Source organism: Streptomyces sp. NPDC033229 (assembly GCF_055576875.1).
On sequence record NZ_JBVIQR010000025.1, the window covers coordinates 98208 to 122697 of the forward strand.

28 protein-coding genes and 1 pseudogene are annotated in these 24490 nt (G+C 71.5%); 12 read left to right on the forward strand and 17 right to left on the reverse strand.

The window, feature by feature from the left end; all coding sequences use genetic code 11:
* Positions 1 to 61: 61 nt before the first annotated feature.
* The 10 genes from ACZ53N_RS22280 to ACZ53N_RS22325 all read right to left on the reverse strand — a co-directional run bounded on the left by ACZ53N_RS22280 (position 62) and on the right by ACZ53N_RS22325 (position 5178).
* On the reverse strand, positions 62 to 337 hold the full coding sequence (locus tag ACZ53N_RS22280; protein WP_469142570.1) for a gas vesicle protein K: 276 nt from the start codon (positions 335 to 337) through the stop codon (positions 62 to 64).
* Positions 334 to 552, reverse strand: a complete 219-nt coding sequence (locus tag ACZ53N_RS22285; protein WP_469142571.1) for a gas vesicle protein — start codon at positions 550 to 552, stop codon at positions 334 to 336. Before ACZ53N_RS22285 ends, ACZ53N_RS22280 begins: the two co-directional genes overlap by 4 nt.
* Entirely contained in the window at positions 549 to 1385 is an 837-nt protein-coding gene (locus tag ACZ53N_RS22290; RefSeq protein WP_469142572.1) for a GvpL/GvpF family gas vesicle protein, read from the reverse strand. Before ACZ53N_RS22290 ends, ACZ53N_RS22285 begins: the two co-directional genes overlap by 4 nt.
* Positions 1382 to 1726: a gas vesicle protein gene (locus ACZ53N_RS22295; RefSeq protein WP_365211094.1), complete on the reverse strand. Its 345-nt coding sequence runs from the start codon at positions 1724 to 1726 to the stop codon at positions 1382 to 1384. Before ACZ53N_RS22295 ends, ACZ53N_RS22290 begins: the two co-directional genes overlap by 4 nt.
* Positions 1723 to 2802: an SRPBCC family protein gene (locus ACZ53N_RS22300; protein WP_469142573.1), complete on the reverse strand. Its 1080-nt coding sequence runs from the start codon at positions 2800 to 2802 to the stop codon at positions 1723 to 1725. The genes ACZ53N_RS22295 and ACZ53N_RS22300 overlap by 4 nt, the downstream gene beginning before the upstream one ends.
* The gene (locus ACZ53N_RS22305) at positions 2795 to 3340 is read right to left on the reverse strand and encodes a DNA primase (RefSeq protein ID WP_469142574.1); all 546 of its coding nucleotides are present in this window, start codon (positions 3338 to 3340) and stop codon (positions 2795 to 2797) included. The genes ACZ53N_RS22300 and ACZ53N_RS22305 overlap by 8 nt, the downstream gene beginning before the upstream one ends.
* Positions 3337 to 3573: a gas vesicle protein GvpG gene (locus tag ACZ53N_RS22310; RefSeq protein WP_466890344.1), complete on the reverse strand. Its 237-nt coding sequence runs from the start codon at positions 3571 to 3573 to the stop codon at positions 3337 to 3339. The genes ACZ53N_RS22305 and ACZ53N_RS22310 overlap by 4 nt, the downstream gene beginning before the upstream one ends.
* Positions 3574 to 3579: 6 nt before the next feature.
* Positions 3580 to 4296 carry a GvpL/GvpF family gas vesicle protein gene (locus tag ACZ53N_RS22315; RefSeq protein WP_469142575.1) on the reverse strand — a complete coding sequence of 239 codons (717 nt, stop codon included), beginning with the start codon at positions 4294 to 4296 and terminating at the stop codon, positions 3580 to 3582.
* The gene (locus tag ACZ53N_RS22320) at positions 4293 to 4724 is read right to left on the reverse strand and encodes a gas vesicle structural protein GvpA (RefSeq protein ID WP_469142576.1); all 432 of its coding nucleotides are present in this window, start codon (positions 4722 to 4724) and stop codon (positions 4293 to 4295) included. Before ACZ53N_RS22320 ends, ACZ53N_RS22315 begins: the two co-directional genes overlap by 4 nt.
* 76 nt (positions 4725 to 4800) lie before the next feature.
* Positions 4801 to 5178, reverse strand: a complete 378-nt coding sequence (locus ACZ53N_RS22325) for a gas vesicle protein GvpO (protein WP_469142577.1) — start codon at positions 5176 to 5178, stop codon at positions 4801 to 4803.
* Between the two features lie 449 nt (positions 5179 to 5627).
* Here ACZ53N_RS22325 and ACZ53N_RS22330 point away from each other — a divergent pair, with 449 nt between their 5' ends.
* A complete protein-coding gene (locus ACZ53N_RS22330) occupies positions 5628 to 6740 on the forward strand; it encodes an alpha/beta hydrolase family protein (RefSeq protein ID WP_469142578.1) in 1113 nt (370 codons plus the stop codon).
* A gap of 66 nt (positions 6741 to 6806) precedes the next feature.
* On the opposite strand, the gene ACZ53N_RS22335 is transcribed toward ACZ53N_RS22330, so the two are convergent.
* On the reverse strand, positions 6807 to 7046 hold the full coding sequence (locus ACZ53N_RS22335) for a hypothetical protein (RefSeq protein ID WP_469142579.1): 240 nt from the start codon (positions 7044 to 7046) through the stop codon (positions 6807 to 6809).
* Between the two features lie 150 nt (positions 7047 to 7196).
* Here ACZ53N_RS22335 and ACZ53N_RS22340 point away from each other — a divergent pair, with 150 nt between their 5' ends.
* Complete coding sequence (locus ACZ53N_RS22340) at positions 7197 to 8453, forward strand: glycosyltransferase (RefSeq protein ID WP_469142580.1); 1257 nt, start codon at positions 7197 to 7199, stop codon at positions 8451 to 8453.
* A 54-nt stretch (positions 8454 to 8507) separates the two neighbouring features.
* Here ACZ53N_RS22340 and ACZ53N_RS22345 read toward each other — a convergent pair whose 3' ends face one another.
* The gene (locus ACZ53N_RS22345; RefSeq protein WP_469142581.1) at positions 8508 to 8831 is read right to left on the reverse strand and encodes a DUF6087 family protein; all 324 of its coding nucleotides are present in this window, start codon (positions 8829 to 8831) and stop codon (positions 8508 to 8510) included.
* Positions 8832 to 9007: 176 nt separating this feature from the next.
* Between ACZ53N_RS22345 and ACZ53N_RS22350 the strand changes: the two genes are divergently transcribed.
* A complete protein-coding gene (locus tag ACZ53N_RS22350) occupies positions 9008 to 9241 on the forward strand; it encodes a DUF5988 family protein (RefSeq protein WP_469142582.1) in 234 nt (77 codons plus the stop codon).
* A 205-nt stretch (positions 9242 to 9446) separates the two neighbouring features.
* Positions 9447 to 11513 carry a D-alanyl-D-alanine carboxypeptidase family protein gene (locus ACZ53N_RS22355; RefSeq protein ID WP_469142583.1) on the forward strand — a complete coding sequence of 689 codons (2067 nt, stop codon included), beginning with the start codon at positions 9447 to 9449 and terminating at the stop codon, positions 11511 to 11513.
* A gap of 85 nt (positions 11514 to 11598) precedes the next feature.
* Here the strand turns inward: ACZ53N_RS22355 and ACZ53N_RS22360 are convergent.
* A pseudogene (locus ACZ53N_RS22360) lies at positions 11599 to 12174 on the reverse strand (diacylglycerol/lipid kinase family protein); the annotation flags it as partial.
* A gap of 189 nt (positions 12175 to 12363) precedes the next feature.
* On the opposite strand from ACZ53N_RS22360, the gene ACZ53N_RS22365 reads away from it, so the two are divergent.
* Positions 12364 to 13380, forward strand: coding sequence for a hypothetical protein (locus tag ACZ53N_RS22365; protein ID WP_469142584.1), 1017 nt, complete (start codon positions 12364 to 12366; stop codon positions 13378 to 13380).
* Positions 13381 to 13402: 22 nt separating this feature from the next.
* Here ACZ53N_RS22365 and ACZ53N_RS22370 read toward each other — a convergent pair whose 3' ends face one another.
* Positions 13403 to 13936, reverse strand: coding sequence for a TerD family protein (locus ACZ53N_RS22370; RefSeq protein ID WP_469142585.1), 534 nt, complete (start codon positions 13934 to 13936; stop codon positions 13403 to 13405).
* 147 nt (positions 13937 to 14083) lie between these two features.
* On the opposite strand from ACZ53N_RS22370, the gene ACZ53N_RS22375 reads away from it, so the two are divergent.
* Positions 14084 to 14866: a polysaccharide deacetylase family protein gene (locus tag ACZ53N_RS22375; protein ID WP_469142586.1), complete on the forward strand. Its 783-nt coding sequence runs from the start codon at positions 14084 to 14086 to the stop codon at positions 14864 to 14866.
* Positions 14867 to 14942: 76 nt separating this feature from the next.
* Here ACZ53N_RS22375 and ACZ53N_RS22380 read toward each other — a convergent pair whose 3' ends face one another.
* Positions 14943 to 15149, reverse strand: coding sequence for a cold-shock protein (locus ACZ53N_RS22380; protein WP_469142587.1), 207 nt, complete (start codon positions 15147 to 15149; stop codon positions 14943 to 14945).
* A 227-nt stretch (positions 15150 to 15376) separates the two neighbouring features.
* On the opposite strand from ACZ53N_RS22380, the gene ACZ53N_RS22385 reads away from it, so the two are divergent.
* From ACZ53N_RS22385 to ACZ53N_RS22410, 6 genes are all read left to right on the forward strand, one after another.
* Positions 15377 to 15763 carry a hypothetical protein gene (locus ACZ53N_RS22385; protein WP_469142588.1) on the forward strand — a complete coding sequence of 129 codons (387 nt, stop codon included), beginning with the start codon at positions 15377 to 15379 and terminating at the stop codon, positions 15761 to 15763.
* A gap of 114 nt (positions 15764 to 15877) precedes the next feature.
* Entirely contained in the window at positions 15878 to 16471 is a 594-nt protein-coding gene (locus ACZ53N_RS22390) for a histone deacetylase (RefSeq protein ID WP_469142589.1), read from the forward strand.
* 140 nt (positions 16472 to 16611) lie between these two features.
* Positions 16612 to 17835, forward strand: a complete 1224-nt coding sequence (locus tag ACZ53N_RS22395; protein WP_469142590.1) for an FUSC family protein — start codon at positions 16612 to 16614, stop codon at positions 17833 to 17835.
* Positions 17836 to 17947: 112 nt separating this feature from the next.
* Complete coding sequence (locus ACZ53N_RS22400) at positions 17948 to 18874, forward strand: metal ABC transporter solute-binding protein, Zn/Mn family (protein WP_469142591.1); 927 nt, start codon at positions 17948 to 17950, stop codon at positions 18872 to 18874.
* Entirely contained in the window at positions 18874 to 19803 is a 930-nt protein-coding gene (locus tag ACZ53N_RS22405; protein WP_469142592.1) for a metal ABC transporter ATP-binding protein, read from the forward strand. The genes ACZ53N_RS22400 and ACZ53N_RS22405 overlap by 1 nt, the downstream gene beginning before the upstream one ends.
* Complete coding sequence (locus tag ACZ53N_RS22410; RefSeq protein WP_469142593.1) at positions 19800 to 20696, forward strand: metal ABC transporter permease; 897 nt, start codon at positions 19800 to 19802, stop codon at positions 20694 to 20696. The genes ACZ53N_RS22405 and ACZ53N_RS22410 overlap by 4 nt, the downstream gene beginning before the upstream one ends.
* 352 nt (positions 20697 to 21048) lie before the next feature.
* Here the strand turns inward: ACZ53N_RS22410 and ACZ53N_RS22415 are convergent, their stop codons facing one another.
* Together ACZ53N_RS22415 and ACZ53N_RS22420 are read right to left on the reverse strand one after the other, a co-directional pair.
* Positions 21049 to 22293: a serine hydrolase domain-containing protein gene (locus tag ACZ53N_RS22415; RefSeq protein WP_469142594.1), complete on the reverse strand. Its 1245-nt coding sequence runs from the start codon at positions 22291 to 22293 to the stop codon at positions 21049 to 21051.
* Positions 22294 to 22502: 209 nt separating this feature from the next.
* Positions 22503 to 24269, reverse strand: coding sequence for an MFS transporter (locus tag ACZ53N_RS22420; RefSeq protein ID WP_469142595.1), 1767 nt, complete (start codon positions 24267 to 24269; stop codon positions 22503 to 22505).
* Between the last annotated feature and the right edge of the window lie 221 nt (positions 24270 to 24490).

The window sequence follows — 24490 nt, forward strand, 5'->3', positions numbered from 1 at the left end:
CGTAACGGGCTCCGGCCCTACACCGGTGGTCGTACGCCGCGAACGGGCGGGCGGACTCCGGTCAGTCCCGGGGCAGGAGCGGCCCCAGGGGACCGAGGTCGATGTTCAAGTCCTCGGGGCGGAGCCCGAACCTGTCCCGCAGGTCCGCCATCCGGTCCTCGAGCAGCATCAGTGTGATGCCGATGCGCTCCTCCTGGTCCGCGGCGAGGTCACCGATCTCCACCCGGCGCAGTGCCTGACGCTCCATGAGCTGCCGGAGCAGTTCGAGGACCGTGAGGACCAGCTGCGCCAGGTCGCGTTCCACCGTGTCGGGCCCGAGTTCCACTCGCCGGCTCATGCGTACTCCTCATCGTCCTCGTCGTGGAACACCTCGAAGGGGGAGGCGACTTCGGGACCGATCGAGCTGATCAGCGCGTTCAGGTCGATGCGCACCAGGTCGACGTCCGCGATGCGCAGGGTCAGGTCCCCAGTGAGCACCACCCCGCCCGCCAGCAGCCGGTCGAGCAGGTCCACGAGGCTCACCTCGCGCTGTCCGTGCGGGACGAGGCTCATCGTCCCTCGCTTCCTTCGCGGTCGGGGTCACTCACGTCGGCGAACGAATACGGCGCCCAAGGGCCCGTCAGCTCGACCCTGATCCCGGGGCTTCGCGCGCCGAGCCGCCGTACCTCTTCGACGAACGCCTCGCTCTGCTCGCGCGGCAGCAGATAGGCGGCGTTGAGGACGTTGCCGCGGGGCACACCGGGCAGCCGGGCGTCCTGGAGCCGGTGCACCCGTACGTCCTCCGCGCGCCGGGACAGCTCCTGGTGGAGCAGCCGGGACCCGGTGTCCGCCTCCGTCAGGATGCTCGACCGTGCATTGCGCTGCCGCAGCCGCTGCCGCAGATAGTCCCGGCCCGATGGCGCCCCCGTCGGGTCCGTCGGCCCTGTCGCCCCCTTCGGCCCGGTCGTTGCGGTCGAGGTGGTGCCGTCGTCGCGTGACGCTTCCGGGACTTCTCGCGCGTAGGCCTTCACGCCCCACTCGACGCGCCCGTCCAGGCGCTCCAGGCACCGGGTGAAACGCTCACGCCCGGAGTCGAGCAGACGCCGCACTCCCCCGTCGTCGTTGCAGACCGTCGCGAGGCGGAGCGGCAGCGGGGAGGTGACCGCGGTGAGGGCCCCGATCACGGCCTCGTGGGCACGGGCCGTCGAGGTGAGCCAGTCGAGGTCCTCCAGCCGGGCGCGGAGCGGTTCCTCGGAGAAGTCGTCGGCCGGCACGTCGCCGAGGACGGCCAGGAGCCCGTCGTGCGCCAGCAGCCGAGGGGGCGTGCCCGCGACCCCTGCCAGGCCCTCGGGCAGCGCGCCGTCGAACGGGCGGGTCACCGCGTACACATAACGCAGCTCGGTCATCCGGATTCCTCGCGTTCGGCCGGCCGGTCGGACGACCCCGCCTCCAGGGCCGCGATCCGCTGTTTCAACTGTTCGTTCTCCTCGGCGAGTTCACGCCGTCGGGCGCCGCTCGACAGGGCGGGGTCGGTCTCCCACCAGTCGATTCCCATCTCCTTCGCCTTGTCGACCGAGGCGACGACCAGGCGGAGCTTGATGGTGAGCAGTTCGATGTCGAGAAGGTTGATACGGATGTCCCCGGCGATGACGACGCCCTTGTCCAGGACGCGTTCCAGGATGTCGGCGAGATTCGCACTCGTTCCGTCGGGGACGTAGGGGTCGGGGAGTCGGCTCGGCATCGTCATCGACGGCTCTTCCGGCCGCGCCTACGGGCGTCTTCCTCTTCGACGTCCTCGTCGTCCTCGACGCCTTCATCGACGTCTTCTTCTACGCCTTCTTCTACGTCCTGATCGTCTTCGTACTCGTCGTCGTATTCCGCTTCCTCGGCCTCGCCGACTTCGTCGTCGACGTCGTCAGCGGCGTACGTCCCGTCGTCCTCCGCCGGCGGCTCGTCGTCCGCCCGGACGACCTCTCCGTCGCGGATCTCGTCACGGCGGCCCTCCTCGGCCTCGCCGCGCAGCGCGAGGTAGCGGGCGAAGTTCTTGAGGTCGAGCCGCGCCCGGCGGCCCTGCGCGCGCCAGAGGTTGCCGGTCCGCTCGAAGAGCCCCTTGGGGTAGTACTCGATGACCAGCAGAATCCTGGTGAGGCTGTCGCCGATCGGGTGGAAGGTGACGACGCCCTTGCCCGTGCCCTTCGCGCTCTTTGCCGTCCAGGCGATCCGCTCGTCGGGGATCTGCTCGGTGGTGTGTGCCGACCAGTGACGGCTGGACCAGAAGACCTTGAGGTCCCATTCCGAGCCGGTGTCGTCCACCGCCTCGGCGTCCTCGACGCCTTCGGCGAAGGCCGGGAAGTCCTGGTACCGGGTCCACTGGTCGTAGGCCTCACGCACCGGCACGCCGACGTCGACGGATTCCATGACGACCGTGGGTTTCCGCTCGCCCGCACTCTTCCGCCCGCGCGCGCCGACCTTGCCGATCTTCTTGGCCGCTCCCTTCGCCACCCCCTTGGCCGCCTCCTTGGCGCCGTCCTTCAGGCGGGCGGCCCCGATCTCCACCCCGGCCCGCAGCGGGCCCTTGCCCTCGGCGAGTTTGCGGCCGCCGTCGAGGGCCAGCCGGGCGAAGCCCGGGCTGCGGCCCTCCGCGATGTCGTTGAGCTTGACGGTACTCTCGCCGAGCTTGCGGCCGAGGCCCGCCAGGGCGCGTTCGGTCTGCGCGAGCGCGTAGTGCGTCAGTTCGGACTTGAGGCGGTCGGTCTTCTCCGCGTCGACGGTTCCCAGCACACCCTTCCCGGCGCCCTTCGTGACGCTTCCGGTGTCAGCCACGGGACCGGCCTCCCTGCGAGGGGGCCGTCCTGCGGGCCGCCGGTTTCTTCCTGGGATTCTTCGGGGCCTGCTTCTTCGCAGCCTGGCGGGCCGGCTTCCGGGCCGTCTTGCGCGCCCGCTGCTCCGCGTCGTCTTCTTCTTCGTCTTCGTCCACCGCGTCCTCCGGAGCGGTGTCCTCTGCCTCTTCCGCCTCCTTCTCGTCGTCGGGGGCCGGGGCGACACCGGAGATCCGGTCCCGCACATCGAGGGTGCTCTCGTGCAGCCGGTCCGCGAGCGCGTCGATCCGGCGGTTGACGAGCGCGCCGGTGGCGGCCTTGCCCACACCGCGAAGGTCCTCGCGCAACTGATCAGCGAGTTCCTTGAACTGCGGATTGTCCCGCAGCCGGTCGGTGACGAGGTCCGTGAGCGCGCCCGGGCCGGCGTTCAGCCGTTTGCCCATCACCAACGTCCCGACGGCGAAGGCGAACTTCGCCTTCTTGGTACGTCCCAGCAGATAGCCCGCACCCACGGCGAGCCCCAGTGCCGTCCTGTTGTTCATGTCGACGGTTTGCCTTTCTCCAGTCTGTCGAGGAGCTCGTCCTCGCGGCGGTCGAACTCGGCCTCGTCGATCTCGCCCGCCTCCAGTCGCTCCTCGAGGAGGGCGAGCTCACGTGTCACGGCCGACGGGTCGTAGTACTGCCGCTCGGCCTCGGCGGCCACCCGCCCGAGCACCCAGAGGGTGCCGCGGACCGGTGCCGCCGGGAGCAGGAACAGTTCTCCCAGCAGGCCCATGGGAGGTCACTCCACGAAGCTGTAGGGCGGGAGCGGATCGCTGAGCCGGATCTCGAGCTGGGGGTTGTCCTTGATCAGCGCGTCGACGGCGGCGAGGAACCGGGCCGTGTCCTCGCGGGCGACCAGGCATGAGACGCTCACCAGCCAGCCGGTGGACGCGGGGCCGCGGCTGACGGCCGCGGCGATGCCCATGAGCGTGTCGTGGACCAGTTCGGCGTCGCGCGTCTCGCGCTGCTGGACGGCGGCCACGATGCGTTCGCCGAGCTGGATCTTCTGCTCGTAGGTCCCGCCGCCCGCGGCCCGGTTGGCCTCGGTCAGGGCGCGCAGTTCGGCGTTGTCGGCGAGCACCTGGTGCAGGACGACGTCTTCGTTGTGCGAGGCCTTCACGTTGTACTCGACCTTGTCGTGAAGGGCCGTGAGCCGCTCCTCGAAGTGCTCCGCCCGTTCGGCCAGCACCGACTTCACCGCGGCGTCGTCGGGCGAGACGCCGCCGAACCGCATCGGCAGCACGGGGCCACCGGCGGCGGCGTAGGTGAGGACGCGCTGATGGGCCAGCAGGTCCCGGCGCTTGGGCCGGAGATCCTCGGGCGCGTCGCTGACCAGCGCGATGAGCTCCCCCTCGGCCAGGGTACGGACCGGGCGTGGCGGGTCGCCGACACCGGCGAGCTCCGCCTCGGGGCGGGGGTGCGATCGGTGGGCGATGCCGTAGACGTAGGTGCTCACTCCTGCTCCTCCTTCCTGCGGTTCGAAGCGGTGCGCCGGGCGCGCGGTTTGGCTTCCGATCGGCTCTCGCCCTCGTCACGGGCCTGCTGGAAGGCGTCCGAGACGGTCTGGGCGGCGCCGGACAGCGCCCCCTTGGTCTTGCCGCGGGCCCCGGACTCGGTCATCTCGCCCACCATCTCCGGCAGCCCCGGGCTGCGGTTCGGGCCGGCTTCCAGGTCGAGTCGGTTGCACGCCTCGGCGAACCGCAGATAGGTGTCGACGCTCGCGACGACGACCCGTATGTCGATCTTCAATATCTCGATGCCGACGAGCGAGACACGCACGAAGGCGTCGATCACGAGGCCTCGGTCGAGGACGAGTTCCAGGACGTCGTAGAGTCCACTGGTACCGCCGCCACCGCGGCCTTGCTGTGCCGGAACAACAGACATGTCGTCCGGTCCTCCTTTGGCTGGTCGGTGTGCGCGGGGCGTGCGGGACGCCCCTGCGGCCGATGGGACCGGGCCGCTAGGTGGGGTCCGCCTTCCCGCGCTCGTAGCGCCGGACGCGCTTGTACGTGGTGAGCTCGCCGTCCGGCCCGAGAATGACCTCATAGGTCGCGAGCAGGCTCATCGTGTCGGGCACCCGGGCGAGTTCGAGGACCTCGACCCGGACCACCCAGCCGTCCTCCACACGCTCGAAGCTGGAGACCGATTCCGGCTGGGTGCCGGTGAGTTCGGCGAACTGTGCCCGGGCGAGCCGCAGGATTTCCACGGCGGACGGCGGGCGCCCCTCCTCGGGGCTCCGCTTCTTCCCCGGGCCGTTCCCCGAAACGTCGGAGCCGTGCGCTGTATTCGTCATATCGGCCTCGCCCACCGCGTTACCCGTCGGGGAGTGCTCAAACATGGCGCCCCGAGAGGCGGGGCGGGTGCGGGGGGAGGCTTAGCTTGCGTGTCCATACGCGCCGCGTACCCGCGCTCGTCGCCGGTACGCCGCTCCACCCGACCGCCCGTGCGACCCCGGTGACCTCGAAGCCCACGGGCCCCAGGGATACCGCCACAGCCCAGGGATTCCCCGGAGGAGCAGGGCCCCGTCCGTGGTCTCGCAAGTGGCCGGTCGTCCCGGCCGCCGTGCCGCCAAGTGAGCCCTGGCGGAAATTCCGGCGGGTACGGGCCAAAGGCACCGTGACGGCGTGTTCACCGAATGCCCCGCCCCTGTGTCGGCAACTGCCTTCCCCGGGGCGGGTTTTCCGGCGTAGCCCGTTGAACGACCGTCGAGCGCGGTCGGCCTCCGGGGCGCGCGGTCGCGGTCCCGAGTGGTCCTCCGGGTGCTCCGCCGGGTCGTAACGTGTGATCATGTCACGTCATTCATTGCGGTCGGCCGCCGCGTGCTTCGCCCTCTTGTTGGCCTTTCTGGGAGGAATACCGTCCGCCGCGGCGGCGTCCCCGCCGACCGCGCCGGTGTTGCCTTCCCCCACCGGGAAACAGCCGATCGGCACCAAGTCCCTGCATCTGGTGGACACCACCCGGGCCGACCCGTGGAAGCCGGAAGCGGGCCACCGTCAGCTGATGGCGTCGCTGTGGTACCCGGCGCTGCGGCCCTCGGCCCGGCCGGCTCCGTACGCGTCCGCCGCGTTGTCCACCGCCGTGTTCGGCACGGACGCGCTCGCCGCCATACGCACCCATGCCACCGTGGACGCCCCCGCCGCGCCCGGCGCCCGTCCGCTGGTGGTCCTGTCCCCGGGGTTCGGGTTGAGCCGTCTCACGCTGACCACCCTGGCCGAGGAACTGGCCGGCCGGGGTTACGCGGTGGCCGCGCTGGATCACACCTATGAGGCGCCGGTGGAGTTCCCCGGCGGCCGGATCGAGACGTGCCTGATCTGTGAGCGCCCGGATCTGGGCCGCGTCGTGTCCAGCCGGGTCAAGGACATCGGCTTCCTGCTCGACCGGCTGACCCGCCCGGGCACCGGCGTCCGCGTCGATGCCACCCGCATCGCCGTGGCCGGGCACTCCATCGGCGGCGCGAGCGCCGTCGAGCTCCTGGGCACCGACCCCCGCGTCGACGCCGCGGTCAATATGGACGGCGACTTCTTCACCGCCCCGCCGACGCGTGCGCTGAACCGCCCGGTGCTGCTGTTCGGCGCCCAACGGGCCGGGGGGCCCGTGCCCGACGCGAACTGGAACGAGCGGCGGCGCCACTTCTCCGGCTGGCAGCGCTGGCTCGACGTGCCCACGGGCGGCCACATGACCTTCACCGACATCCCCTGGATCGACGGCCGGTTCGACGTCAGCGGGCGGATCCCCGCGAATCAGCGGGCCAAGGCCTTCGGCACCCTCGCCGGGGACCGGGCGACCCCCGTCGTCCGGGCGTACGTGGCCGCCTTCATGGACCGGCATCTGCGCGGCCGGCCGAGCCCCCTCCTGGACCGGCCCTCGACCGCCTACCCCGAGGTCCGTTTCGTCAAGTAGCCCGTCAGGACGGCACAACGGCCGTCCCGGCGGTCGGGGCCGCACCCGGCCCCGACCGCCGACGGCTCACCAGCCGGTGGCCCCGCGCACCTCCCGCGCGATGTCGACCACCGACCGCTCGTCCGTCGGCACCCGCACACAATCCCGCGGCGCCCGCTCGTCCGGATGCCGTGCCATCACGGCACTGCGCCGGACGTGCGGCGCCAACTGGGACCCGATCTCCCGGCGGGCGAGCCGCCCTTCGACCGTCGCGTCCGTGGCGGTGAGCAGGACCCGCACGGAGCGGACCGGTCCGCCGCCGCCCATCGCCCGCTACGCGAGGCCGACCGGCCGCCGCACCCGGATGTCGGCGCACCCGCCCGCACGGACCGGCCCCTGTCCGGAGGGGTCGCACGCGCCGCCGCGGCGGGTTCACGGCGGTATCCATCCCTCCCCCGCTCCGCGATACTGCCTGCCATGCGCCTTCTGATCGCGACCGTCGGGTCCCGCGGCGACGTGGCCCCGTACACCGGGCTCGGTGTGCGCCTGCGGGAGGCCGGTCACGAGGTGACGATCGCCACGCACGACGGCTTCGCCGGCCTCGTCGGGCAAGCCGGTCTCGGCTTCCGCTCCCTGCCCGTTGATCCGCGCGCCCAGCTCGCCTCCGCCGCCGGGCAGCGCATCCTCCGCGCCGGAACCGGTGCGGCGGCCGTCATGGAACTGCTGCGCATGGGCCGCACCGTGATGCCCGCCCTGGGTCGGGCTCTGCTCGACGCGGCCCGGCAGGGCACCGATCTGCTCCTGTTGTCGGCCACCACCGCGCCCCTGGGCCAGGTCGTCGCCGAAGCGCTCGGCGTGCCCACGGTGGGGCTCTTCCTCCAGCCGCTCGCCCCCACCCGGGAGTTCCCACCCGTGCTCACCGGGACCCGCTCCCTGGGCCGCCGGGGCAACCTGCTGGTGGGCCACGCCCTCCAGGCGGCCGTCGACCGGCTCATCACACCCCCTGTCCGCGGGCTGCGCGAACAGCTCGGGCTCCCCCGCCGCGGCGCCGGGGCCGAACGGCGGCGGGCCATCCGGCAGGGCATGCCCCTCCTGCACGGCTTCTCCCCATGTGTGGTGCCCCGGCCGGCCGACTGGCCGTCGTGCATGGAGGTGACCGGCTACTGGTGGCCGTCACCTCCGCCGGGCTGGCGGCCACCGCCCCGGCTGGCCGACTTCCTCGCGTCAGGGCCGCCGCCGGTGTACGTGGGGTTCGGCAGCCTGGTCGTCGCGGACGCCGAACGGCTCGGCGCCGTCATCGGGTCCGCCCTGCAGACGGCCAAGGTCCGCGCGGTCGTCCAGACCGGCTGGTCGGACCTGTCGGTGACCGGCGACGACGTCCTGGCCGTGGACGAGATCCCGCACCACTGGCTCTTTCCCCGGATGGCGGCGGTCGTCCACCACGCCGGCGCCGGCACCACCGCGGCCGGGCTGCGGGCCGGAGTGCCCGCGGTGCCCGTGCCCGCCCAGCTGGACGCCCCGTTCTGGGCGCGGCGGCTGACCGCCCTGGGGGTGAGCCCCGGGGCCGTCCCGCTGGCCGAACTGTCCTCCGACCGGCTGGCGGCGGTACTGCGACGGGCTGTGGAGGAGCCCGCCCACCGGCACCGGGCCCAGGCGCTCGCCGCCCGGATCAACGCCGAGGACGGCGCGGCGAAGGTCGTGGCAGCCGTGGAGCGGCTGCCGGTCCGCTCATGACGCACCCCGCCCGCGCGCCGAGTCCCGGCCGTCGAGGGGCTGTCGGGGGCGCCGTCACGTCTCCCGGCGGTCCGTGGGCTCCGGCTTCCGGTGTTTCCCCGGAGGCTTCCGCAGGGCCGGGCGGTCCCACTGCCCCGTCGACTCCCCGGCGGGATCGGCGAGGTGGAGGAGGTCCTGCGCCGCGGCCAGATCGTCCGCGACGGTCACGGGGGCCCACTCATAGCCGTCCCACTGCTCGATGACGCGCGGAGCCTGCGGGTGCACATGGAATCCGCGGTGCCGCCCCGGCCCCAGCGGCACCGCGCGCAGTCGGCCCTTCTTGCGTTCCCGGTCCGCCTCGCGCCGCTGCGCCCAGTCCTTCAGGGGTTCCTCGTCCATCGCGCCAGCATGGCGCAGCCGCCCTCGCTCCCGCCACCGTTTGCCCGACGTCGCGGGTGCCGTTCGCGAGGGGCCGCCGGCCGGTGGGCGGGCGTCATGAACCGTGTCCCGCGAAACTGTTGATCGTTGACATCAGCGCCCGATTCATCCAGTTTTCCAGCGAGCGGAGGAGACCCTTGCCCACCGACGAGCCTCAGACGGACGGAACGGAAATCTTCCTGGTCGGAGGGCCGGCGGAGCTGCCCCCGACCTGGCGGCTGCCTCCGGGCCAGGAGGATTCGACCGAGGTGACGGTGCCCCACCTCAACAGGAACGAGCACTTCGCCCACACGACGAGGACCCAGCCCGTGGCGGGCGGCGGCGAGCTCGCGGTGTTCGCGTGGTCCCACTCGACCGCCATCGCCGAATAGGACGTCGGTGGCCCGGTAGCGCCGACCGGGTGCCCCGCGTCGGAGGAATACCCCCTTCATGATCAGATAGGTGTTTTCCACGGGGAACCAGAAAGTATGTCCTCCCGTCTTGTACGCCGACGGGGCGTGCGCGGGACTCCACCATCACCGCCATGGCCCCGGGACGCGGATCCTCATCAACAACACAGGCAAGGCAGTGCGGCGTATGAAAGAGCTGTCGGTGACGGGCGAGTCCCCCGACGAGTCGAAGCAGGACCGGCCCTCGGCCGGACACACGCAGGCACCGTCCGAGCCGAAGAAACCGGCCGAGCTGAAGGAACCGGCCGAGACGAAGTCACGGTCCGGGGCCAAGGCACCTGAGGCGGCGAAGACATCGGAGCCGGCGACCGCGCCGAAAACCAAGGCCGGGGCGTCACCCGCCTGGGCCGCATCGCCGCGCCCGTCGACGGATGACGACGCCCGTACCGACGACGACGGCATACCCGCCGACCCCAGGCGCTCGATGTCGGCGGGCACGGACGCGCGGAAGCCCGCGTCGGACGGCGCGAAGGCACCCGCCGAGTCCCGGCAGGCCCCCCGCTGGGCGGCGGGCGGAACCGATTCCGCCGCGCAGGCGACGGCGGTGCTCCCGGCCGTCGGCACGGGCGAGGACGCCGGCGAGGACACCACCGCCCGTACGCCGGCGGGCGAGGAAAAGCGCCCGGCGCCCACCGCCGTCCCCAGCGGGGACGGCTCCCGGCCGGCCGCCCTGAAGTCCGGCCGGCCCGCTGCCGTGAAGCCGGCACAGGCACCGCCGCCGGTGCGGAAGCCCGAGCCGGTCCCGCCGGTCGCCCCGCCGCGGCCTCCGGTGGCCGGCACGGCCGGCACCTCCGGCCCGAAGGCAGCCGCACGGCCGACGGGCGTGCCCGGTCCCGTCACCACCTCACGACCGGGCGCGCAGCCGGGCACGCCGCCCGGGGCCGGGCAGATCGAGGAGCGGCCGGGACCCCCGCTCGATCTGCTGGCGCAGCTGACGAACACCCCGGCCCCGCCGGTCACACCGATGCGCTCGGTCGCGCGGCGCTTCAAGATCTGGGGTCCCGTGGTGGTGGTGCTCGCGGTCGGTGTGGTGACCGCGCAGTTGGTGCGGCCGCTGCCGAAGCCGACGCTCGCCCTGGAGGGCTCGGCGTCCTACACGTTCCAAGGCGGCGGTTTCTCGATGCCGTGGCCCGACCACGGGCAGTCCGCCGCGAAGGTCGTGGGCGCGGGCAGTCTGGGGACGTCCGGTGAGCAGAAGCCCATGCCGACCGCGAGCGTCGCCAAGGTGATGACGGCGTATGTGATCCTCAAGGACCACCCTCTCAAGAAGGGTGAGGGCGGGGAGCAGATCACGGTCGACTCCCAGGCGGAGGCGGATTCCGCGAAGACGGACGAGTCGAGGGTGCCGCTCAAGGAGGGGCAGCGGTTCACGCAGGAGCAGATGCTCCAGATGATGATGATCCCCTCCAGTAACAACGCCGCCCGGCGGCTGGCACGCTGGGACGCGGGTTCCGAGGACGCGTTCGCCGAGAAGATGAACAAGGTCGCCCGGGAACTGGGTATGAAGGACACGGTCTACACCGACCCCAGCGGCTTGAAGGAGTCGACCAAGAGCACCGCCGTCGACCAGCTCAAGCTGGCCGAGGCCGTCATGCGGAACGAAGTCTTCCGGCAGATCGTCCGAACGCCCAGCGCCACGATCCCCGGCCTGAAGGAGCCGATCTACAACAACAACGCGCTCCTGTCCACGCAGCCGGGCACGGCCGGCATCAAGACCGGCTCGAACACGCCCGCCGGCGGTGCCCTGATGTGGGCCGCGTACCGGACGGTCGACGGCAAGGACCGGCTGATCCTCGGAGTGACGATGGATCAGCGCATGCCCGGCGGGGATTCCAATGCCCATCTCAAGCGCGCACTGGACAACAGCCAGAAGATGATCGAGGGCGTCCGCGACGCCCTCGTCTCCGCCACCGTGGTGAAGAAGGGCCAGGTCGTCGGGTATGTCGACGACGGGCTGGGCGGCAGGACCCCGCTGGTGGCCACCGCCGATCTCCAGAGCGTGGGCTGGTCGGGGCTCAAGCCCGCGCTCCGGCTCGCCGATGGCGGCCGGGCCGTCCCGCACGAGGCCAAGGCCGGTACGAAGATCGGGGTACTGACGGTGGGTGACGGGCCGGGCGCGGCGAAGGTGCCGGTGGCGCTGCAGAAGGACCTGAGCGAACCGGGCTTCGGCTCGAAGCTCGTCCGGCTCGGGTAGGTCCCCGGCCCTGCCGCGGTCTCCTGTGGCTCCGATCGTGATCGGAGCCACAGGAGCGGGCGTTTTTGACCCGCTCGGCGGCCGGCGGGCCGGCGGCGCGGCCCGTCGTGAAGGCGAGCGTCCACAGGCGCCGCCAGTCCAGGCGCGGTCGCGCCGGCGGAACGCCCGGGCGGTTCCGGGGAACGCGTACGAGCAGTGCACCGGGCTCCGACACGCAGTGCACGGGAGTAGGCAGAGTCAGCGCCTCACCGTCGACACCGGCTTGCACCTCCGGCTGATCGGCATCGACGACGACCTCGCCGGAGGTCAGGGAGACCAGGCCGGGCGCGTGCCGGCCGCGCAGCAGGTCGGCCGCCTCGACCGCACTGTCGACCTGGACACTCACCATGCCCAGTACCCCGCCGTCGAGCCGATCGCGCCTGCCCAGTCCCGCACGGTCACCGACCCGGTACGGGTTGTTGCTGACCAGAACAGCCTGCGGGCCGTCGACAGTGACGGCGCCCGCGCCGACCGCCAGTCGGGGGCCTTGCAGGTGGGTCAGCACGCCGGGAAGCAGCCGCAGGACGGTGCCGACCTTGTCGTCACGGTACGCCGGGCTCTGCACGACCTCCGCGTACGCACCGAAGGAGCACCCCCGCGCCGACGGCCGCCACGACCGCCAGACGCGCCGTCCAGAGCTGCCCCACCCCACGCGCGATGACGGATCCCATGGCACCTCCCGGCTTCGCGGCCTGTGCTCTCGTCTCATGTTCACCGTCGGCAGGGGCATCATCGTCACCCGGAACGGGTGAGGTGGGCACGGCTACGCCGGGCCCACAGTGGAAGGCCACCGGTACGGGCCGGACGACCGGTGCAGGAGGACCGTTCCGAGAAGGGCGACCGGATGAAGGGCAACGGACGTACCACCGGTGGGCCGTGGCCGGGCCGCCCGGAGGAGCGGGCGACGGTGGAGGCCCGGGCGCTGCTGCCGAGGATCTGGGCCGATCCGCAGCACATGCCGGAGCAACTGTCCTTCTTCGCGGTGCAGAGGTTCGGACCACAGGCCACTGCCTCTGTTTCCCGCCGGAAGGAGCGCGAGCCGTCGGCCGGGGACGACGAACTCCGCAGGGAGGTCATCGCCCACGGGATGCGCATGACGATGGCCGACGGCGCCGTGCTGGGCGGCCCGTTCGTGTTCCTCGTGCCCCTGAGCTTCGTGGCGGCCCTGCTCTCCCAGGCCCGCATGATGCTGGAACTGGCCGTCCTCGCCGGGCACGACGCCCGAAGCGAAGGACGGGTGGCGGACCTGCTGGTCCTCCAGGACGTGTACCCGACGACCGAGGCCGCCGCCCGGGCCCTGAGCGACGTGAGCCGTCATCCCTCCGGAGGACGGGGTCGGATCCCCCGCCGGACACGATGGTCGCTGATCGTCAGGATGGCGGCGCTCCTCGGCCTCGTGGGCGGGGGAGAGAAACGCAGCCGGCTCCGCCAGGTGATCTCGACGGCCCCGATCGTGGCCCTGTTCCTCGTGGGCATGGTGCTGCCGTTGATCTGGGTGCCCGCACTCGCGGTGATCTACCGAAGGAACACCCTGCGACTCGGAGCGAAAGCCGTGCGGTTCTACACCCCGGGCGCCACGGGTGAGCCGCTCGGACAGCATGGACGTCTTCCCCGCGTCCCCCGGGCAGCCGGCCTCGCCGCTGTTCTGCGGTTCCTCGCCCTCGCCGTCGTGCCCTTCGCCACCGCCGCCGCGCTCGCCGTGGCGGACGTCCGGCTCGTCGGCGGGTTCTGGGGCACCAGCCTGATCGTCCTCGTCACGGTCTCCCTCCTCGCGGCGGGCGTCTGGCACGTGCGCCGCCGGTCGCGAGCCCGGTGCCCGCCCCGCTGAGCAGGATGGTCGCCCTGGCCGGTCAAAGGCTCGGGTTCCGGCCCATCAGAGCGGCAAAGGACGCCGGGTCGGTGTCGAATCCGCGGACGGCCTTGCGGAACACCCACTCTCCCGAGGCGCCCCGGGTGAACTCCGCGACGGTCGCCGCCGTGGCGTCGAAGACACCGACGAAGTCGTCGTTCACCAGCTCGGTACGGTCCTCACGGACCCGGACAGCGGTGTTCGGCACCTCACCGAAGGTCTTCCGCCCGTCGCCCTGCTGAATGACGACGCCCACCACGACACGGGTGTACCGGGAGGACAATCGGTCCAGCTCCAGCGTCATGGCCTCGTCGGTGCCGAAGCCCTGGCCGGTACGGCTGTCCCTGTTGAGGGTGATGGTGCCGTCGGGTGACCGACTGTCGAAGTGCACGACGTACTCGGGCTTGCCGTACGGATCGTCCGCGGAGTAGGTCGCGGCGACGATGTCGAGGTCGTTGGCCGGTGTGCCCGAGGGACTCGGGTCCCACTTGAGCGTGACCTCGACCTTCCTGAGCCCCTTGTTGAGACCGCTCACGGACTTGCCTTCCTCGTACGGGACTGACGGGAGATGTGTCCGGACTCAATTGTATCGCCCAGGGTAGGAGTTGAGGTTGCCCGCGTAGACACATCGCGGTCCGCGGTCGGCCCGTGTCGTGTCCGGGGGCCGACGCGTTGGGTGGGTATGAACCGATTGACCACCGCCGCGGCGCGGATCCTGACCGCCCTGTCGGCCACCGTGGCCCTGGTCGTGGGGCCGGTGGGGGCGCCGAGGGGCGAGATGCCCCCACCACACGCGGACGGCGTCGGCCCCGGGCCGGTGCGGAGTCTGTTCGGCAAGGAGATCCGGCGGATTCCCACCACACGGCCGGTGGTCGCGCTGACGTTCAACGCCGCGTGGGACGGGGCCGGGGTGGACACCGTATTGCAGGTGCTCCGCCGACGGCACGCCCCGGCCACGTTCTTCCTGACGGGGCAGTTCGCCGAGCGTCACCCCAAGGTGGCGCGGGCGATGGCGGCCGAGCACGGAATCGGCAATCACTCCTACAGCCACCCGCAGTTCGGTGGACTCGTCCACCGCGAGGTGGTGGACGAGGTGTCACGGGCCGACCGGGCCATCCGCGAGGCGACCGGCACGGTGCCGCTGCCGTTCTTCCGCTTTCCCTACAGTGCCACCACCCCGAAGGGGATCGCGGAGGTCAACGCCCTGGGGTTCGCGGACATCGAATTCACCGCCGACACCAATGGCTACCGCGGTGCGGCCGGCGGTATGACGGTCCGAAAGGCTGTCGACCGGGCCTTGGCGGCCCTGTCGCCCGGGGAGATCGTGCAGCTGCACGTCGGCAGCGCGGACGGCCACGAGCCCGTCCTCGACGCGTGGGCCCTGCCCCGGATCATCGACGCCGTCCGCGCCCGCGGCTTCGAGATCGTCGACCTGCGGACCCTCCTCGTCGGGCGAGGAGCCTGATGATGCGAGAGCGGCAACCGGCCGGGGCTGCTGAGGGCGGGCCCGCCGGGTGACTCCCGGTGGGCCCGCCCGGAGCTCAGGACTGCGGCACGACGTTCTCCGCCTGCGGGCCCTTCGGGCCCTGGGTGACGTCGTACTCCACCTTGGCGCCTTCCAGCAGCTCCTTGTACCCGGTGGTCTGGATGGCTGAGAAGTGGACGAAAACGTCGGGACCGCCGTCGTCCTGGGTGATGAACCCGAATCCCTTGTCGGCGTTGAACCACTTCACCGTGCCTGTTGCCATGCCTCTTGCCTCTCATCCGAATCCGCGCGTGAACGACGCGCGCCGGGGCGGCCTGTCGCTGCCGGCCCCGGTCGTTCCCGACCTTTCCCCGCGTAACAGCGAAATACGCCCCGGCATCACGGCAGGGCCACGGATGGCCCTGCCGTGGTGCCGGGTCGCCTCCCGCCCCGTACCGTGGGAGTGGATTTCCGAGCCCGGCAGTCCCCGACGGCAGAGGAGCACGGGTGATGAGCGCCCCCGAGAGTGCGGATCACGTCAGTGTTCATCTGACCGACTGTGGACACGAGGACGCGAACGTGGTGTTCGGCGCCCTGGAGACCGCGTTCCCCGAGGGCACCGGTCCGGCGCGCAGCGAGACCCGCGCGTCGCGGTCCACGGCGGAGAACCCCGTGATCTGGTGCACGATCGTCGACGCCCGGACCCGTAGCGACGCGGTGTCCGCCCCCGCACCCCTGTCCGGCGCGGTCACCGTGGACCTCTTCGGCCCCGCCCATCCCGTGCACCAGGTCCAGCAGAAGCTGGCCGCGGTCTTCGACGTCGAGCAGCACGGCACGGTGTCGGGCGAGCACGAAGTGGAGATCCGGCTCAAGTTGACACCCCTGTCCAGGTCGTAGGCCGAGGCCGTTCGACCGGCCGGGTGAACGGTGGTCATTCCTCGACGGCTCGATCCTCCGGGCGTGCCCGCCCGGCCCACCGATCGCGTCTGGTATGCCGCCTACGGTTCCAACATGGACCCGCGGCGTCTGACGTACTACCTCGCCGGGGGCCGGCACCCCGGCGGGACGCGTACGTACCCGGGCTGCGCGGACCCTCGGCAGCCCGAGCGCTCCTGCGCCGTACTGCTCCCGGGCATCGTGTACTTCGCCACCGAGTCGCCCGTCTGGGGCGGGGGCCGGGCCTTCTACGAACCCGACGCCGAGGGCGAGACCCCGGCGCGCGCCTACCTCGTTTCGGTGGCGCAGTTCTCCGGGATCGCGGCTCAGGAGATGTACGAGAGCCCGGGACGGGAGCTGGATCTGCGGGAGGTAGTCGCGCACGGCCGGGCGCGGATCGGGCCGGGGCGGTACGAGACCCTGGTGTGCCCGGGGTTCCTGGACGGCTTTCCCGTCGTCACCTTCACCGCTCCCTGGGCCGTCGGGGAGGTGGCCGGCCATCCTCCCTCCCCCGGCTATCTCCGGCATCTCGCCTCGGGCCTCATGGAGGCACACGGCTGGTCCACCGGCCAGGCGGCCGGTTATCTGGCCGGGTGCCCCGGAGCCGAGGGGCATTGGACGCCCGCGGAGGTCGCGGCCGTACTCCAGGCCGGTCCGCTGAGCCGCTGAGGATTTGCGGTCAGGGTGGAGACGCCTCCGCTCAGGGAGTGAGAACCGGGGTCCGGGCCGCGTGTCGGACGGGTGGAGCCACCCGGGTGGCACGGCGTCGGACGGTGTCTGTGGTGCGGCTGAGAGGGAACACGCACTAAGTGCCTGACCTCCCCGATCCCCTGACGACCCTCGTCCGGCGCGGCAAGGAACCCGCGGTCGCGCAGACCCTGCGTTCCACCACCGCCGCGGTGATCTCCTATGTGGTGGCACTGTCGCTGAGCAGCGAGCCCGTGCCGCTGACGGCACCCCTGACCGCCCTGCTCGTCGTCCAGGTCACCCTCTACTCCACCCTCACCACCAGCATCCGCCGGGTGAACTCCGTGGTGGTGGGGGTGTTCATCGCCATCGGCTTCTCCACCATGGTGGGCCTCACCTGGTGGAGCCTGGGGCTGATCATCCTCGCCTCCCTGGTCATCGGGCGTTTCGCGCGGGCGGGGGAATTCGTTCCCGAGGTGGCGATCAGCGCCATGCTCGTCCTCGGGGTCACCCGGGTGGCGGAGAGCGCGTGGGACCGGGTGCTGGAGACGCTGATCGGCGCGGTCGTGGGGCTGTTGTTCAATGTCTTCTTCGCCCCTCCGGTGTGGGTGCAGCCGGCCAGCGAGGCCATCGAGCACCTGTCGCGCCGGATGGGCCGTCTGCTGCGGCGCATCGGCGAGGAGGTCGAGGGCCGCACGACGGTCGAGGAGGCCGCGGCCAGGCTCTACGAGGCCCGTCGGCTGGACCACGACATCGTCGAGGTGGACGCCGAACTCCGGCAGGCCGAGGACAGTCTGCGGCTCAATCCCCGGGTCAAGGAGGGGCAGCTCTTCCGGGTGGTGCTGCGGACCGGCCTCGACGCCCTGGAGATCGCCGCGGTCGTGCTGCGGGTGACCTGCCGTACCCTGACCGACCTCGCCAAGGAGCGGACGGACGAGCCCTTGTTCGAGGAGGAGGTGGCGAACGCGTTGAAGGAGGTGTTCACCCATCTCGCCCTCGCCGTCGAGAGCTTCGCCGTGCTGATCACCACGCAGGTGAGCACCAATGCCGAGAACGCGGAGGACCGGCTGGTCAGTGAGCTCGCCGCGGGCCGCGCCAGCCGCGACCGGGCCGCCGACCTGCTTCTGGTGCGCGTCCTGGAACACCCCCGTCAGTGGCAGTTGCACGGCGCGATCCTGACCGAGGTCGACCGGATCCTGGACGAGCTGGATGTGGAGGAGCGGTCCCGGCGGCTGGTGGACGAGCTCGACCGCCGCTCCCGCGAGCAGCAGAACAGGCATCCGGTGCTCGCCGGGTTCCGTCGCCGGGTGCGCATGAGCCGGTACGGCTGGCGGAGCAGCGCGTGAACACCCCTCACGGGTCCGGCGCGCCGCGTCGCTCCGGTGGAGGGGCCCGGCTCCCCGAGCGACAATCGAGTGACCATCGTCTCGCCTCGAGCGTCCGACCGGGAGGCCCGGCATGAAGGCGTCCTCGGCCCGCGGTCCGGCTCTGCTCGTGGCCGCGTGCACGGCGCTGGCCCTCGGCTGCGGGAGCGGTTCGTCCGGCGCCGGGCCGTCCGCCACCGGTCGGCCGGGCGCCGTCCCCGTGGTCGCCTCGACGAATGTGTACGGGGACGTCGTGCGGCAGATCGGTGACGACCGGGTCGAGGTCGTCTCGATCATCGGCGACCCGGCACAGGACCCGCACTCCTACGAGGCCGGTACCCAGAGCCGACTGGCGCTCTCCCGGGCGCGGGTCGTTGTCGTGAACGGCGGCGGCTACGACGGGTTCGTCGGCCGGATGCTGCGTGGTACGAAGAACTCCTCGGCGGAGGTCGTGAACGCCGTACAGGTCTCGGGGAAGACACCGGCGGCGGGCCAGGAGCTCAACGAGCACCTCTGGTACGACGTCCTGGCCATGGGAAAGCTGGCCGACCGGATCGCGGACGCGCTGGCCAGGGCCGCCCCCGGCGATGCCGCGGCCTTCCGGCGCAACGCCGAGGAGTTCCACGGGAAACTGACGTCCCTTCAGGCGGAGGAGGCGCGTATCAAGGCGGATCACAAAGGCGCCGCGGTCGCGGTCACCGAGCCGTTGCCGCTGTACCTGACGGAGGCGGGCGGTCTGCGGAACATGACACCGGCGGACTTCGGCGAAGCCGTCGAGGAAGGCACCGAGGTCTCCCCCGGCAGCCTGCGGGAGACCCTCGACCTGCTCACCGGAAAGCGGGTGAAGGCGCTGGTGTACAACGAGCAGACCACCGGTCCGCAGACGGAGAAGGTGAAGCGGGCCGCCGAGGACAACGGGATCCCGGTGGTCCCCGTGACCGAGACGCTCCCCGCGGGCGAGGACTACGTGGGCTGGATGACGGACAACGTCCGGGCGCTCCGGCGGGCGCTGGGGACGTGATGGACCACGCGGAGACGACCGCACCGCTCTCCTCCGGGGGATCACCTCCCGACGGGGGCCCGGGGGCGACAGCGCCGGTGATCAGTCTGCGGGGCGCGGCGCTGTCCTACGGCGACCGTGTGCTGTGGCGTGATCTGGACCTCGATGTACGGCCCGGGGAGTTCCTGGCAGTACTGGGGCCGAACGGCTCCGGCAAGACGAGTCTGCTGCGGGTGCTCCTGGGCCGGCAGCGGCTCACCGCGGGAACGCTGTCGGTGCTCGGTCACGCCCCCGATCGCGGCAGCAGCGACATCGGCTACGTTCCCCAGCAGAAGTCGCCGCCCGTGCACACCGTCCTGCGGGCACGCGACCTGGTCCGGCTCGGTCTGGACGGCCACCGCTGGGGGCCGTCGCGGGCGGGCGCCGCGGCCCGCCGCCGGGTGGACGAGGCCTTGGCGATGGTCGGGGCCACCGCGTACGCGGACGTTCCGGTCAGCACGCTCTCGGGCGGCGAGCAGCAGCGCGTGCGGATCGCGCAGGCACTCGTCACCGACCCGCGGATCCTGCTCTGCGACGAACCGTTGCTCTCCCTCGACCCGCACCACCAGCGCTCGGTCACCGAGCTGGTGGACCGGCGGCGCCGCGCCGCGGACACCGCCGTCGTGTTCGTGACGCACGAGATCAACCCGGTGCTGGGGATGGTGGACCGGGTGCTGTACCTGGCGGGGGGCGGGTTCCGGATCGGGCCGCCGGAGGAGGTGATGACCTCGGCCTCCCTGTCGCGGCTGTACGGCACGCAGGTCGACGTCGTCCGGGTCAGGGGCCGCGTCGTCGTGGTCGGGGCACCTGACGAGGGCGCCGATGGCCCCGCGCACAGCCACTTCGGCGAGCAGCCCGACGGGCCCGCGGCGGAGCACCGGGGCGGTCCGCGGGGCGACGGGCCGCCGTGAGCGGGCGCGGCGATCCGGCCGTCGGCGGGGCGAGCGGCACGGTCCCGCGGCAGGTATTCGACTTCGACGACTACGGCGAGCTACTGGGTCTGGTCCACGACACGCTGGTCGCCGGGGCCCTCCTCGGCCTGGTCGGCGGGCTGGTCGGAGTGTTCGTGATCATGCGCGATCTGCCGTTCGCCGTGCACGGCATCAGCGAGCTGTCCTTCGCCGGGGCCTCGGTGGCGCTGTTCCTGGGCCTGAACATCGTGGCGGGGGCGATCGCCGGTTCGCTGCTGGCGGCGGGGGCGATCGGGGTGCTCGGCGTCCGCGCCCGTGACCGGAACTCGGTCATCGGCATCATCATGCCGTTCGGCCTGGGGCTGGGCGTGCTCTTCCTCTCCCTCTACAAGGGCCGGGCGGCGAACAAGTTCGGCATCCTGACCGGCCAGATCATCGCCGTCGACACCCCGCGGTTGTCCTGGCTCCTCGGCACCTCGGCCGTGGCGCTCGTCACCCTCGCGATCATGTGGAAGCCGCTGACGTTCGCGAGCGTCGACCCTGAGGTGGCGGCGGCCCGGGGCGTCCCCGTGCGGGCCCTGTCCCCCGCGTTCATGCTGGTCCTCGGGCTCGCGGTCGCGTTGGGCGTGCAGATCGTCGGGGCGCTCCTGGTCCTGGCGCTGCTCGTCACCCCGGCGGCCGCCGCCGCGCGGGTCACGGCCTCCCCCGTCCTGTTGCCCGTGCTGAGCGTCGTCTTCGCGCTGGTGTCGATGGAGGGAGGGATCCTGCTCGCCGTCGGCAGCACGGTCCCCATCAGCCCGTACGTCACGACGCTCTCCTTCCTGATCTATCTCGTCTGCCGCCTCGTGGGCGCGCGGCAGACACCTCGCGGACAACCCGAAGGAAGAACCTGAACCTCCGACGGGAGCGGCACTCAGCTGACGTTCCGTCATGTAGCGCCCGGGACACCTACGGCCCGAGTGCTGTCGGAATCGGCTGGGACAGCGCGATCCTGGCGCTGTCCCTTCACGTCGGCAAAGGCTCCGCGTCCGTACACGATGAGATTGCCGCGTTCAAGCACGTCGGCCGACGGCCGGGCATTCATCGACAGGGCGGCGGAGTCGTGGCGCACGGCGCACATCGCCTACGGAGCCGACACCGATCGAGCATGTCGGCAGGCCGCGACCACCGCGGCCTTCTGCAAGGGAGACGCGTAGAGGGAGGGCGGCTGGTCGCCGCCAGGTGGGTTGCCGCCGGGAGGCCGCCCTACCCGTTCGAGCCGAACGCGGCGGCTGCCAGGCGGCCCGAGATCCTGGGGGCCGCGCCGTCGCCGAAGGAGTCGGTGCCCACGGCGTAGACGGCGCGGCGGCTCAGGTCGGCGGAGGCGAAGACACCGCTCGCGTATCCGGGGTCGTGCCCGGTCTTGCCCCACAGGAGCGTGCCGTCGGGCAGCGGGAAGGACATCAGTGCGACGCTGAAGCAGGCGGAGCCCTTGTCGTGTCCGACATTGCAGTTGGAACCGTTCGCGTACGGCAGGAGCTTGCCGTCCGCGTCGCGGGGAAGGGCCCGCAACTCGGCCGTCTGGGCGGGGCGCAGCAGCCGACCCGTGAAGAGGGCCGTCATGAAACGGTCGAGGTCCGCGGTTGTGGAGATCATCTGAGCGGGGTTGCCGCCCTGCTCGTTGACGTCGACGAGTCCGCCCGTGCTGGTGGGCAGATAGCCGGGCAGATAGGGGCGGGGCAGTGTTGCGTTGCCCGCCGGGACCGAGGTGTGCCGCATGTTCAGCGGGGTCAGGACCCGGTCGGTGATCTCGCGCTGCAGGGAGTGGCCGGTGAGGTGTTCGATGAGTTTTCCCGCGACGCGGTAGCCGAAGGAGTTGTACTCCTGTTTGGTGCCCGGCGCGAAGTGCGGACCGGGCCAGGTCCTCCCCTCGGGACGCAGGGTGCCCTGGATGACCTGGTCGAAGGTGAAGTAGTCGAAGCGGGTGGCGATCTGCTCGTCGCCGGTCCGTGCCGGTGCGCCCTCGAAGTCGCTCGGCAGACCGCTGGTGTGATTGAGCAATTGGCGGACGGTGACCGGCTGGAAGGTGTCCGGCAGCAGTCCCGGGAGGTAGTGCTGAACCGTCCCGTCGAGGTCCACCCGGCCCTCGGCGGAGAGCTGGAGCAACACCACCGCCTCGAAGGTCTTGGAGATGCTGCCGATTCTGAAGTGGGCCTTGTCGGATATCCGCTTGCCCGTGTGGATGTCCCCTGTCGCACCGCTCCACTCGTGGCCGGACTTGTGTACCCGGGCCAGGGCGCCGGCCGCCTGGTCGCCGGGCCGGATGGTGATCGCCTCACGCAGGGCCTTGGTGTCCAAGGGGGATCGCACCGCGTGCGCGGAAGCCGACGGGTCCGCCGGCGATACGGCGTGGGCGGGGCCGGTGACGAGCCCGCCCACGGTGGCCGCGACCGCGAGGACGGACAGGGCGAGGGCGGACAGCCTCGTCCTACGGGGCCTGGAACTGCTCATGCTGCTCTCCAAGGAGATCGATCGAAGGGGAGTGGCATCCATGACGCCGACTCACCTGACCGAGTCTCCCCAAGCATGATCGTTCCGACATCGGGGAACGGCCCTGACCCGACCCCGAGAGACCCCTGAGGGATCCCCGGGCGGCGGGATCCACCCGGGTGTGCCCGTGAAGCACGCGTGGGTGGCTCGTCCTGACGTGCCGGATCGCCCTAACGTGTCGGGCCGTTTCTGCGCCGGGCGCTGAGGAAGGCGAACAGCGCGGTGGCGGCGGCGGTGACGGCGCCCGCGGCCACGTACCACCAGCGGGCGGACGATGGGTGGGGTGCCTTCGTGACGGCCCCTCCGCCCGCGGGTGCGGTGACGGGAGCGTCGGTGCCGTCGGCGGCGGCGAACGCGCCGGCCGGTTCCGGGGCCGCCACCGCGGCGGCGCCGGGCTTGCCCTGCAGGTTCCGCAGGTCCGAGGGGCGCACCTGGATGGCCAGTACGGCGATCACCGCGGCGGCCACCGTGAACGCCGCCGCGGCGATGAAGGCAGCCGAGACTCCCGAGGTGAGTACCTGGTCGGCCCAGGGCCGTGGGAGCTGCCCGGTCCGCTCGAAACGCGCGCGCTCCGCCGGGGTGGCCCGGGCGAGGAATTGCGGCACCTGGTCCGTGGCCTCGTTGCGGCTGGCCGTGCCGAAGACCGTGACGAGGATGGACAGCCCCAGCGAGCCGCCCACCTGCTGGGTGGCGTTGAGCAGGCCCGATGCCGCACCCGTCTCGTGGGTCGGCACTCCGGAGACGGCCATCAGCGTCAGCGAGACGAACTCCATGCCCATGCCGAGGCTGAAGACGAGCATGGGGCCGAGGACGCTGCCCAGATACGTGGAGTGGATGTCCGTCAGCGTCAGCCAGGACAGCCCGGCCGCGGCCAGGATCGCGCCGAGCACCATGAAGGGCTTCGGACCGTACTTCGGCAGCAGTTGGGAGGCCGTTCCCGCACCCACCGCGATCACGGCGCTGACGGGCAGGAAGGCCAGTCCGGCTTGGAGCGGGCTGAAGCCCAGCACGTTCTGCACGAAGAGCGTGAGGAAGAAGAACATGCCGAAGATCGCGGCGGCGAGGCTCAGCATGATCCCGTAGGTGCCCGCGCGGTTGCGGTCGGCGAACATCTTCAGCGGGGTGATCGGCTGCTTCGAGCGCCTTTCGATCTGGATGAACGTCGCCAGCAGCACCACTGCCGCGCCGAACGACGCGAGCGTGATGGCATCCCGCCAACCGTCCTGCGCCGCCCGGATGAAGCCGTAGACGAGCAGGGCCATGCCGAGCGTGGAGGTCAGTGCCCCGAGCAAGTCGAACCGCCCCGGGTGGCGCTCGGACTCCTTGATGTGCCGGGGCGTGGCGAGGGCGATGGCGAGCCCGATCGGCACATTGACGTAGAGGACCCAGCGCCAGTCCAGCCATTCGACGAGCATCCCGCCCGTCAGCAGGCCGATCGCACCGCCTCCGGCGGAGACCGCGGCGAAGACGCCGAACGCCCGGTTGCGGGCCGGTCCTTCGGTGAACGTGGTGGTGATCAGGGCGAGCGCCGTCGGCGAGGCGATGGCTCCGCCCACCCCCTGCAGCGCACGGGCGGCGAGGAGCTGACCGGAGTTCTGTGCCAGACCGCCGAGCAGCGAAGCGAGCACGAACAGCAGAACGCCGAAGATGAATACCCGGCGGCGGCCGAGGATGTCACCGGCCCGGCCGCCGAGGAGCAGCAGACCACCGAAGGTGAGCGTATAGGCGTTGATCACCCAGGAAAGGCTCGTGGTGGAGAAGTGCAGCGAACTCTGGATGTGCGGCAGCGCGATGTTCACGATGGTGATGTCCAGGACCACCATCAGCTGACAGGAGGCGATGACGAGAAGAGCGATGCCGTTTCCGTCGCCCTGCTTCGAGGTCCCGGCCCGCGACCGGCCCGGGTCGTCCGCTGCTATCGGCTGAGAGGTCGTCATGGCGCATCGTGCCTCGCGACAGGGTCAGTGGCCCTTTCGGCCCACTCAACCGAATGTAAGCCCGCTCCGGTCCCGCTACCAGTCGATCTAGGTGTGTTGTCCCGGGACGTTGGTGACACGCGTGCTGGGTGCTTGAACAGGTGAGGGCCTTCTGGGTTCGGTGTGGATTGCGACGTCTGCACCCGACCGCAGGAGGCCCTCGTGTCCCACCGTAATGCCCC

Coding starts and splice junctions, on each gene's coding strand:
- ACZ53N_RS22285 (WP_469142571.1), bottom strand. CDS start 552: ATGAGCCTCGTCCCGCACGGACAGCGCGAGGTGAGCCTCGTGGACCTG.
- ACZ53N_RS22330 (WP_469142578.1), top strand. CDS start 5,628: ATGTCACGTCATTCATTGCGGTCGGCCGCCGCGTGCTTCGCCCTCTTG.
- ACZ53N_RS22335 (WP_469142579.1), bottom strand. CDS start 7,046: ATGGGCGGCGGCGGACCGGTCCGCTCCGTGCGGGTCCTGCTCACCGCC.
- ACZ53N_RS22320 (WP_469142576.1), bottom strand. CDS start 4,724: ATGTCTGTTGTTCCGGCACAGCAAGGCCGCGGTGGCGGCGGTACCAGT.
- ACZ53N_RS22290 (WP_469142572.1), bottom strand. CDS start 1,385: ATGACCGAGCTGCGTTATGTGTACGCGGTGACCCGCCCGTTCGACGGC.
- ACZ53N_RS22345 (WP_469142581.1), bottom strand. CDS start 8,831: ATGGACGAGGAACCCCTGAAGGACTGGGCGCAGCGGCGCGAGGCGGAC.
- ACZ53N_RS22355 (WP_469142583.1), top strand. CDS start 9,447: ATGAAAGAGCTGTCGGTGACGGGCGAGTCCCCCGACGAGTCGAAGCAG.
- ACZ53N_RS22310 (WP_466890344.1), bottom strand. CDS start 3,573: ATGGGCCTGCTGGGAGAACTGTTCCTGCTCCCGGCGGCACCGGTCCGC.
- ACZ53N_RS22420 (WP_469142595.1), bottom strand. CDS start 24,269: ATGACGACCTCTCAGCCGATAGCAGCGGACGACCCGGGCCGGTCGCGG.
- ACZ53N_RS22405 (WP_469142592.1), top strand. CDS start 18,874: ATGGACCACGCGGAGACGACCGCACCGCTCTCCTCCGGGGGATCACCT.
- ACZ53N_RS22400 (WP_469142591.1), top strand. CDS start 17,948: ATGAAGGCGTCCTCGGCCCGCGGTCCGGCTCTGCTCGTGGCCGCGTGC.
- ACZ53N_RS22340 (WP_469142580.1), top strand. CDS start 7,197: ATGCGCCTTCTGATCGCGACCGTCGGGTCCCGCGGCGACGTGGCCCCG.
- ACZ53N_RS22295 (WP_365211094.1), bottom strand. CDS start 1,726: ATGACGATGCCGAGCCGACTCCCCGACCCCTACGTCCCCGACGGAACG.
- ACZ53N_RS22375 (WP_469142586.1), top strand. CDS start 14,084: ATGAACCGATTGACCACCGCCGCGGCGCGGATCCTGACCGCCCTGTCG.
- ACZ53N_RS22280 (WP_469142570.1), bottom strand. CDS start 337: ATGAGCCGGCGAGTGGAACTCGGGCCCGACACGGTGGAACGCGACCTG.
- ACZ53N_RS22415 (WP_469142594.1), bottom strand. CDS start 22,293: ATGAGCAGTTCCAGGCCCCGTAGGACGAGGCTGTCCGCCCTCGCCCTG.
- ACZ53N_RS22325 (WP_469142577.1), bottom strand. CDS start 5,178: ATGTTTGAGCACTCCCCGACGGGTAACGCGGTGGGCGAGGCCGATATG.
- ACZ53N_RS22380 (WP_469142587.1), bottom strand. CDS start 15,149: ATGGCAACAGGCACGGTGAAGTGGTTCAACGCCGACAAGGGATTCGGG.
- ACZ53N_RS22390 (WP_469142589.1), top strand. CDS start 15,878: ATGGACCCGCGGCGTCTGACGTACTACCTCGCCGGGGGCCGGCACCCC.
- ACZ53N_RS22305 (WP_469142574.1), bottom strand. CDS start 3,340: ATGAACAACAGGACGGCACTGGGGCTCGCCGTGGGTGCGGGCTATCTG.
- ACZ53N_RS22385 (WP_469142588.1), top strand. CDS start 15,377: ATGAGCGCCCCCGAGAGTGCGGATCACGTCAGTGTTCATCTGACCGAC.